This is a genomic window from Aequorivita sediminis (assembly GCF_032080575.2).
Classification (GTDB): Bacteria; Bacteroidota; Bacteroidia; order Flavobacteriales; family Flavobacteriaceae; genus Aequorivita; species Aequorivita sediminis.
Map to the genome: position 1 here is coordinate 571,087 of NZ_JAVLSO020000002.1, position 9,907 is coordinate 580,993.

Consider the following 9,907-nt stretch of genomic DNA (forward strand, 5'->3'; position numbering starts at 1 on the left):
GAAAACCTTACAGGAAGAGAGCCCAATTGCTCAATATTTCATTCTAATACTCGTCGTAAGTATCACCAAAGTTGAACGTCAATCCAAAACGAAGTGTTCCGTCTAGTGGCGTAACAACCTTACCAGTTCCGAACAAGTAAGAAATATCAATGTTGATAGCAGTATAACGGAAACCTGCACCTACAGAAGCAAATTTTCTTCCCCCTTTCATGTCGCTTTCGTTGAAGTAACCCGCACGGAAAGCAAATACATCTTGATACCAGTATTCAGCACCTAATGCCCAAGTAAATTCTTTTAACTCTTCAGACATTCCTCCTGGAGCATCTCCAAACGACTTAAACATACCAGAGATAAAACTTATGTTTCTATAGTCTCTGTTGTTTTGAGCAATCTCCTCAGAAGTAACTTCACCATCACCGTTAAGGTCTGGATCTTGTGGCGTTGGTACTAAAAGTTTATTAACTTCTAATGAAACCCCTACTTTGTTGTACTCATCAAGAATAAAATCGAAACCTCCTCCTAAAGCTAGGTTTGTTGGAAGATTACTTTCAGAATTGTCTGAGTTGTCATATTTAATTTTAGGTCCAATGTTTGAAATATTGAAACCCATTCTCCAACGACCATCAAAATCGCTGTAAGGAATTTCTTCACTTTGATAATATCCTGAAACATCTACTGCAAATGAACTTGCTGCGGAAGCATCGGCATCACTTGTTTGAAGTTTCAAATCTGAACGAAGGTATCTACCAGAAACTGCCATAGAAAAACGCTCACTTAATCGAAGAGCATAAGACACATCGAAAGTAAATTCGTTAGGGCTTAAGATTAACGGGTCTTGCTCTAATGTTTGACGTGCTTCAATGTCCCCAAGTTTAAAATATCTTAAACTAGCACCTACCGCACTACGCTCGCTTAAACGGTTGTAATAGGTTACGTCTGCTAAGAATATATCGTTTACCAGTTTACTTAAATATGGCGTGTATGAAATACCAACTCCTTGCTTAGACAATGCAAAAACGTTTTGAGCTGGGTTCCAATGCTGTGAAAAAGCATCGTGAGAAGTCACAACACCTATGTCTCCTAATGCGCCAGCACGAGGGTCAGCGGCAATAAGTAAGAAAGGAACACCTGTTGTAATTGGATTAAATTTTTCGATATCATTTTGTGCTTTCACCGATTTAAAAGCAACTAAACCTATTAGTACGGTAATAAGAATTTTCTTCATTATTGTGAATTTTGAGCAAATATAATTTTAATTTTTAAAGGATAACGAGTTTCTCAAATTTTTCAACTCGCTGATTGGTTAACGCAGATTTAACTGTAATCTTATATACATATACACCTTTTCCTATTTTATCTCCAAAATCGTCGCGACCGTCCCAAGTAATTTCTCGAGATAGATAGCTTCCAGATGGCGGAATTGCTGCATTTTTTGTCCAAACTACTTTTCCGGTAACGGTAAAAACTTGAACTTGTACATCTAGGGTTTCATCAGGTCTATTGTGGTTAAACCAGAATTCTGTGTAATTTACAAATGGATTAGGATAGTTTAAAACACGAGTTATTTCTAATTTTTCATTACCAGCAACCACAAATTGTATCTCTGCAGTGGAAGAGTTGTTGTAAACATCCCAGGCTTTTAGCTTTAATGTGTGTAATCCATCTTCTAAATCACGAAACTTAAAAGTTGCCGTACCTTTAGTGTAATCGTCCACTTCGGCTTGGTAAAATTCGTTTAATACAAATGGATTTGATTCATCTCCGTCCAGTGTAGCCACTATATCGTGACCAATTCCGCTAGCGGTATTTATTCCATTTGGATCTTCAAGTTTTACTAATAAAATAGGGGAGTCGTCTGTTATTCCACCCGAAACGAAACTCTCGTCGTTCATAAATAATTTAATAAGTGGGCCTTCGTTGTCTTCAGGAGCATTTTCATTTAATCCTCCTACGTTAATGTCTAGGTTTACACCTGCTTGATCTTCCAAAGCGTTTTCTCTTTCGGCATAGAGGCTTACTCGTCCTTTACCAACCGGAATTTGAATATCTCGAGGAACAACAAATTCAAAATCGAATTGCCCATTTTGTATTGATGCTTGTCCGTTAAACAATACCTCACCTAATACTTCAAAATCCATTATTTCCCCAATATTGTCGTTGTCTAAGGTTTGTCGTTGCACTTTTTTGTCGAAAACCTTCGCGCCAAGGGTGCCGTTGTAATCTGTCATAGGTGTTCCATTCGGACTTAAAATTTGACCGCTAAATTTTACTTTGCTCAAGGCTTTAAGTGTGTCGGTAGCTTGCGCAATTGGTACATCGTTTAAATGAGTAATTTGGATATCTTTTTTTGGAAAAGCAAGATTCATCGCAGGATCTCCAATATAGAAAACTACACGACGAAGTGGAGTTCCTATTCCTAAGTCGGCTTTTGATAGGCGAAGTCCTTCAGAAGGAGCAACGGGAACGTCTCTGCCATAGCCAAAAAGATGTTCTGCTAAGTATTCATTAAAAGTTACCCCTGTTCTAATAAAAATTGCACGGGTAGTGGTAACCATTGATATGGCACCCCCTTCTTTGTTTTGGTAGGTTAATTCTCCAGCGGTAATGCGAAGTGGGTTGTCAAACTTGGTAAATTCACACGTTACGGTTATAACACAAGGGAGCTTGTTTTTATTTTTAAGTCCTTCAGCTGTTCCTTTAGTATATATAAATTCGTGTGCTAGTCCGTCTTCACCTCCGTGACCAAAGTAATCTAGGATTATTGCTCCCGCTTCAAAAGCAGTTTTTATAGCCTCATTTACTTCAGGATATCTATTACCTCCAGCAGATGCTTGCTGCTGGTATGAGTCGGAGTGAATTTTCTTTACATTTATAAAAGGTTTTTCGTCTGAAATTTGATCACCTAGGGCATCGAGATTACGCTGTAGGGTTGCGTCTGTGCTATTATCGGCATCATCAGAAACTAATACAAAATTTGTTCTCCAGTTGCCATAAGTATTTTCAGAGGTGTAGTTTATTACCTTATCGACCATTGCGTTGGCTAAGGGAACATTATCGGCAACAATTCTTCCCATAGCGATATCTAACAAATCAATATCTCCAGACCTTAGCCCGATAGTACCTTCATTTTCATCCATATTTCCAAAGAAGTCATCAGACATAAATGAAAAACTTATACTAGTGCTCGATAAGGTGTGAAAAGTTGGTACTATATTATTGTTGTTTGAAATTCTGTTTTTATAGTCTATAGAGGTGTCTCCTAATATACCGACGTATTTAACGCGGTTAGTTTCGGAAGAGGCATTAAAATAAACATATCGAATAAAATTTCGAATTGCCGATATATCTTGACTACCAGAGCTAAACTCTTCGTAAATTTTATCTGTAGTTACCACTTTTACATTAAGGCCGTTTAAGTTTTTATGATGATTTGCAAGTCTTAATGCAGGTTGAATTAGAAAAGGAACCGTTATAATAATGTAGTCGATGTCTTTAAATTGTCCCGACTCATCTTTGAATATACTTCCTTTTAAATTTTGGTTTGCTACTGCAGATTGGGAAACCTTAATAGGAGTGAAATAGTCGTTTGGATTAAGTGCTACATATTTTCTAAGCCTGCCTAAATTTTGTTTAAAACTTATTGAAGATGCGCTTTCTTCATTTTTTTTTGAAGTGATAAACTGTGGGTCTGTAACATCCCAAATCTGACTTATCTGACTTGCATTTGCTAATTGATAATCTGCCACGCCACTTAGATTGACAGCATCATTATATTGAAAAGCCATTTGTTTAGCTGTCCCTGTGAGTTTTCTTTTAACCCATATACTTATATAGTCTAAATATCCTATACTAGACGGGTTTCCATTATTGTTATACGCTAGGTCAATTGTTACCGACTCTCCACTAGCAGGAACTTCGGTGTCAAGTTCAGATAAGTTTAAAAGCCCAGAAGAGCCTAGAGCAGAAAATGTAATAGGATTAAGGCTAGTGCTATTTACAGTTACATTCATAGAAGTAGCACTTTCGGATGCTGCGGCGGCCTTGATTAATATTTTCATTGGAGCACCCGATACAATATTAGGGAAGTCGAAAGTGAAGCTTTGTTCACTTTGAATGTCGAATCTGTTTCCAAACCATCTTCTTCCTAATTTCGTTGGACTTTCCTCGTCTTTTTCGTGAAATTGATAATCGTCAAATTCATCGATAGTCATAGTAGGGGTAGCGGTTGGTTCAACCATTTGAGTTATACGTTTTCCACTTTCGCCATCTGCAGTAATATAATAATAAGACTCATCGGTATAAGGATTGATGTTGGAGTCGTTTTCTTCAACATAACCTTTAGTGCTTGTACCGTAGAAAAGTATATAATCGCTAGAATCAAAGCTTCCGTCTGCTTCACCTACCACCTGTATAGGGGTTTCAGGTAAATCGAAAAATCTGTTCTCAGCATTTAATAAGGGTAGCGATTGTCCGCCGTGGCCATAAATTTTTATGGTTTGCGGGTTAATTCCGTCGGTATTCATGCCTAAGCTATTTAAAAAAGCTTTGTCAATTTTATGAACACCAGTTTTATCAACTTTAAATTTAAACCACTGGCCTTGTGATAGAACAGAATTTGTAATACCCGGGGGCATATTACGACTTTGTGGCCCGTAATTATAATCAACTTTTAACGATGTAACGCGTCTATAATTTCCATTTGAACCTACAATTGGGGAAACAATAAATGTTGTAAAAAGTTTTTCTCTAGATTTTGTACTAACCAATTTATAGGTTAATTCTTTTGGAATTAAATCTGTATTTAGATTGCTAACAGCGCTTGATGAGAGTGGGGCGTAGGTAACGTTGGTAACTCTTACTGAATTTTTATCGGCGAAGCCTTGATCCTCCCATTGTGTGCCATAGCTGATGGTTTGTTCGTTAATTTGAAGATTTAATTCTTCAAGTTTTTCTTGCTTAGTAGCAGTATCTGAAAATTTATTTCCTGTAGTTTCAACAAATTCTGCTTTGTTGTTCCAGCTAATTGAAATGTTTCGAGACTGAGCTATACCTATAGATGGGATGCAAAAAAGTAGTAATAAAAATAATTGTTTTTTCATCAATATTATTAACGCTTTAAATAAACAGTTAGTATAGCTGAACCTTTTTAATAACTTTGTGCAATATTGTAATTAGGATAATATTATCAAAACTAATACGTTTGCTATCGTGAAAAGGTTTTTTAGTAAAGCCTTTACTAGAACGCAATAATAATAAAATATTATTGTGATTTTGTCGTTAATTACTATATTGCGAACCCAATTCTCACATATTTTTGAATTTATGATGTTAAGAAAAAACCTTGCATTAAAGCTATTTGTTGCTGCGCTTGCAGCCACAGTATTTGTTAGTTGCAATAAATCTAGAGACTACAAAGACAGTTCCCGTGCTACCGGATGGAAGTTAAACTCTAAAGAAGGCGGCTTTCAGTACGACCCTCAGTTTAAAGAACAAGAAACTGGTCCTGGACTAGTATTTATTGAAGGAGGTACATTTACCATGGGCCGTGTTCAGGATGATCCTATGCACGACTGGAATAATACCCCAAACCAACAGCACGTTCAGTCATTTTACATGGACGAAACCGAAGTAACTAACCTAATGTACTTAGAGTATTTAGATTGGTTAAAGAAAGTTTTCCCACCTTCTAACGAAAATTATCGTAGAATTTACGAAGGAGCTGTTCCTGATACATTAGTTTGGAGAAATCGTTTAGGTTTCAACGAAGTGATGACTAATAACTACTTGCGTCACCCTGCATATGCAGAGTATCCAGTGGTAGGAGTTAGCTGGGTTCAAGCAGTAGAATTTAGTAAATGGCGTACCGATAGAGTAAATGAAATGATTCTAGAAAACGAAGGCGTTACTTCTAGAAATGCTCGTTATGAAGTTGAGCCAGGTGAAACTTTTAGTACCGAAACCTATCTTAATGCACCAACTAAAACATATGGTGGAAACGATTCGATTACTAGAGGAGGGAAGAAATCTGAAGCTATTGCTAAAAGAAGTAAAGATAGTACAAACCTGTATATTCAGCGTCAGGATGGAATGCTGCTACCAGCGTACCGTTTACCAACTGAAGCTGAATGGGAGTATGCTGCTTTAGGTTTAGTAGGACTTCGTGAGTACAATGCATACAGAGGTAGAAAAAAATACCCTTGGGAAGGACAATACACTCGTTCTGGTAAGAGAAGATCTTTAGGTGATCAGATGGCTAACTTTAAGCAAGGGTCTGGTGATTACGGTGGAATTTCTGGATGGAGTGATGATGGTGCCGATATTACTGCTCAAGTAAAGTCTTATTCACCTAACGATTATGGTCTTTATGATATGGCTGGAAACGTTGCAGAATGGGTGGCAGATATATACAGACCAATTATCGATGACGACTTTAACGACTTTAACTACTATCGTGGAAATGTTTACACTAAAAATGCGATTGACGAGAATGGTCAAGTAAAAGTAGTTACTATGGATTCGATAGTATACGACACCTTGAGCAACGGTAGAATTTTAGCTCGTAACTTACCGGGTGAAATTCTTCAAGTTCCAGTTGACGAGAAAGATACTTACTTAAGAACAAACTTTTCTAAAGCAGATAATCGCGATTTTAGAGATGGTGATAAAGAATCAACTAGATATTACCAATCATTCCAAGACGATTTTGGAGAAACTGGTGATGACACTAAAAGAATGTACAATGCGCCAGTTCACAATGTATATGCAGATTCTACAGGGCAGTTAGATCGCGTTTACGACAAGTCTAATAACCGTACAACATTAGTTAGTAACGAAGTTAGAGTTTATAAAGGTGGTTCTTGGAGAGACAGAGAATATTGGTTAGACCCAGCTCAAAGAAGATATTTCCCACAAGATATGGCTTCAGACTTCATTGGCTTTAGATGTGCTATGAGTCGTGTTGGTTCTAAATCTAAAAAAGGAAAAAAAGCGAGGAACTAAAATTCAATCTTTTTTAAAAATTATACCCTTCAAAGTGATAAACTTTGGAGGGTTTTTTTATATATTCACACTAAGATTATGGATATAAAAACAATACATCAATACTTTTTAGAAAGTTCTGGCGTAAGCACCGACTCTAGAAATATTCCCGTAAAATCGATTTTTTTTGCTTTAAAAGGCGATAATTTTAACGGCAATATGTTTGCACAAGAAGCCTTAGATAAAGGGGCTTTTAAAGTGGTAATAGACGAAAAGAAATTTCATAAAGATACTGGTGAAACAATTTTAGTAGAAAATGTTCTTGTAACGCTACAACAATTGGCGTACTTCCATAGAAATTATTTAGGGCTTCACATTATATCGCTTACGGGAAGTAATGGTAAAACCACTTCTAAAGAACTTATAAATGCGGTTTTGTCTCAAAAATTTAAAACGGTTGCAACTAAAGGTAATTTAAACAATCATATAGGGGTGCCGCTTACGTTGCTTTCGATGGATTCTGAAACGGAAATAGGGATTGTTGAAATGGGCGCCAATCATTTAGGGGAAATTAAAATGCTAAGTGAAATCGCAAAACCAGATTTTGGATATATTACAAATTTTGGCAAAGCGCACTTAGAAGGATTTGGTAGCCTAGAAGGTGTAATACAAGGGAAAACTGAGCTTTATCAATTTTTAAAAGATCACAATAAAAAAATATTTGTAAACGCTAACGATTCAAAACAACTAGAAAATTCAAAAGGGATATCTAGGATTACTTTTGGTGACTCAAATGCTGATTATGTAATAAAGCTTTTAGATAATACTAATCATCTTTTAGTGGAGTACAATGACACTAAGATGCAAAGTAATTTGGTTGGTGTATACAACTTCGCAAACGTATCTGCGGCCATTGCTATAGGTGCTTATTTAAACGTTTCGGTTAACGACATTAAACAAGGAATAGAAGGTTATGTCCCGTCAAACAATCGTTCGCAATTGATGCAGCAGGGTTCAAATACTATATTGTTGGATGCTTATAATGCAAACCCAACAAGTATGATGGCGGCCTTGGAAAATTTCAAACAAACTAAAGGAGATAATAAAGTCATATTTCTTGGCGACATGTTCGAGTTAGGATCAGATTCTGAAGCTGAACATCAAAATATTGTAAATTTCTTGAAAGAAAATAATTTCGCAAAAGTGTTTTTGACGGGAAGTAATTTTTACAAAGCAAAAAACAGTGCTTCACATATAAAGCAGTTTAAAACATTTGACGACTTAAAAGATAGGATAAAAACTCAGAAGCTAGAAAATGCTACTGTTTTGATAAAAGCATCAAGAGGAATGGCTTTAGAGCGAATTTTAGATATCATATAATTGAGGTGAAACTACTTCATCGTTAATGAAACATTGCAGTTGACTTCCAGAGATGATTAGTATTATTGATATTCAACCTGAGTTATTAAGAATCAAGTTTTAGTAGTTCGCCAAAATTTGATAAAATCTATTTGTCGAATTTTTTAATTGGTTTCTTTTTAATCATTCCGCCTTTGGCGTCTTTAATGGAAGTCATAATAATAAAAGCGTTGCTGTCAATTTTTTCCACTTCAGTTTTAAGTTTTGTCATCTCTAACCTTGTTATAACTGTGTACACTACATCTACAGGTTTGCGCACTTCTCCGTTTTGAGAGTATCCTTTTTCGGCCTTAAATAAAGTGCAGCCTCGTCCCATTTTTTGGATAATGGCAAGTCGAATTTCATCACTATAATCTGAAATAATGGTGATTCCCATAAACTCTTCAATACCGTCTATCACAAAATCTACAGTTTTTGAAGCTGCGAAATAGGTTAGAATAGCATATAGCGCAATTTCAGTAGAAAGAAAATAAGCAGCATTTATAAAGATAATTACGTTAAATAGAAGTATAACATTACCTACAGTTAAGTTCGTTTTGCGACTTATGTAAATAGCAAGAACCTCTGTGCCGTCTATAATTGCACCCCCGCGGATGGCCAAACCGATTCCGAGGCCTAAAAAGAGACCTCCGAATGAGGCAATTAATATTTTATCATCTGTTATTTGTGGAAATGGAATTATAGCAACAGCTATTGCTAAAAAGGTAATTCCCATTACACTCTTTATGGCAAAACTCTTACCCACGGTAAAATAGGCCATTATTAAAAAAGGGAGGTTAAAACAAACGAGTAATAAGGGTAAGGAAATATTTGTAAGCTCATTTACCATTAGCGAGATTCCTGTAATGCCACCGTCTATAAAACCATTCGGCATTAAAAATCCTCTGAGTCCAAACGATGCAGCTAAAACTCCAAGTAGTAGGTAGAAAAATTCATAGATTTCATGTTTAACCTCTACTTCAAGGTTTTTTACACTTTTATCAAAAGACGATTTATTATCGGCATTTTTTGATTGTTGGTTTTGTTTTTTTACAATCGATATGATAATTTTTTTAATGAATGGAATCAAAAAGGAGAATTTTTATGGTTAATCGATTTCAAAGATAAACCATAAAAAACCACTCACAAGATTTAATTTTTATTGAATTTGAATTTTTTTTAAAAAAATGTTTGTTGGTATTAAAAAGTAACCTATATTTGCAACCGCTAAGTGAAAGGGCGATTAGCTCAGCTGGTTCAGAGCACCTCGTTTACACCGAGGGGGTCGGGGGTTCGAACCCCTCATCGCCCACTAGATTTTAAAAGCCGAAGTTTTTACTTCGGTTTTTTTTATGGAATATTTTGTCTACATATTATACTCACACACCCTTGACCGGTATTATGTTGGGTCTACCGAAGATATATCTCATCGGTTACGGGAGCATTTATGGAATCACAAAGGGTTTACCTCAAAAGCTAAGGATTGGGAATTAAAATATTCTGAAATTTTTAAAACTAGATCCGAAGCCGT

At 36.0% G+C, this 9,907-nt stretch carries 6 protein-coding genes and 1 tRNA gene; 4 read left to right on the forward strand and 3 right to left on the reverse strand.

Going from position 1 to position 9,907, the window contains the following annotated elements; genetic code table 11:
- Positions 1-43 precede the first annotated feature (43 nt).
- Positions 44-1,225 (reverse strand): type IX secretion system outer membrane channel protein PorV, encoded by a 1,182-nt coding sequence (porV, locus tag RT250_RS06095; protein WP_185099040.1) that lies wholly within the window; start codon positions 1,223-1,225, stop codon positions 44-46.
- 34 nt (positions 1,226-1,259) lie between these two features.
- A complete protein-coding gene (gene porU / locus RT250_RS06100) occupies positions 1,260-5,099 on the reverse strand; it encodes a type IX secretion system sortase PorU (protein WP_313113052.1) in 3,840 nt (1,279 codons plus the stop codon).
- 223 nt (positions 5,100-5,322) lie between these two features.
- On the opposite strand from porU, the gene gldJ reads away from it, so the two are divergent.
- Both gldJ and RT250_RS06110 read left to right on the forward strand, forming a co-directional pair.
- Entirely contained in the window at positions 5,323-6,999 is a 1,677-nt protein-coding gene (gldJ, locus tag RT250_RS06105; RefSeq protein ID WP_435373070.1) for a gliding motility lipoprotein GldJ, read from the forward strand.
- Positions 7,000-7,077: 78 nt separating this feature from the next.
- Positions 7,078-8,358, forward strand: coding sequence for a UDP-N-acetylmuramoyl-tripeptide--D-alanyl-D-alanine ligase (locus RT250_RS06110; RefSeq protein WP_313113053.1), 1,281 nt, complete (start codon positions 7,078-7,080; stop codon positions 8,356-8,358).
- A gap of 127 nt (positions 8,359-8,485) precedes the next feature.
- Here the strand turns inward: RT250_RS06110 and RT250_RS06115 are convergent, their stop codons facing one another.
- Positions 8,486-9,466 (reverse strand): YitT family protein, encoded by a 981-nt coding sequence (locus RT250_RS06115; RefSeq protein ID WP_313113055.1) that lies wholly within the window; start codon positions 9,464-9,466, stop codon positions 8,486-8,488.
- A 147-nt stretch (positions 9,467-9,613) separates the two neighbouring features.
- Between RT250_RS06115 and RT250_RS06120 the strand changes: the two genes are divergently transcribed.
- Positions 9,614-9,688 (forward strand) — tRNA-Val (locus RT250_RS06120).
- A gap of 40 nt (positions 9,689-9,728) precedes the next feature.
- Positions 9,729-9,907, forward strand: a 179-nt coding sequence (locus RT250_RS06125) for a GIY-YIG nuclease family protein (RefSeq protein WP_313113070.1), incomplete at its 3' end; no start/stop codon positions are given.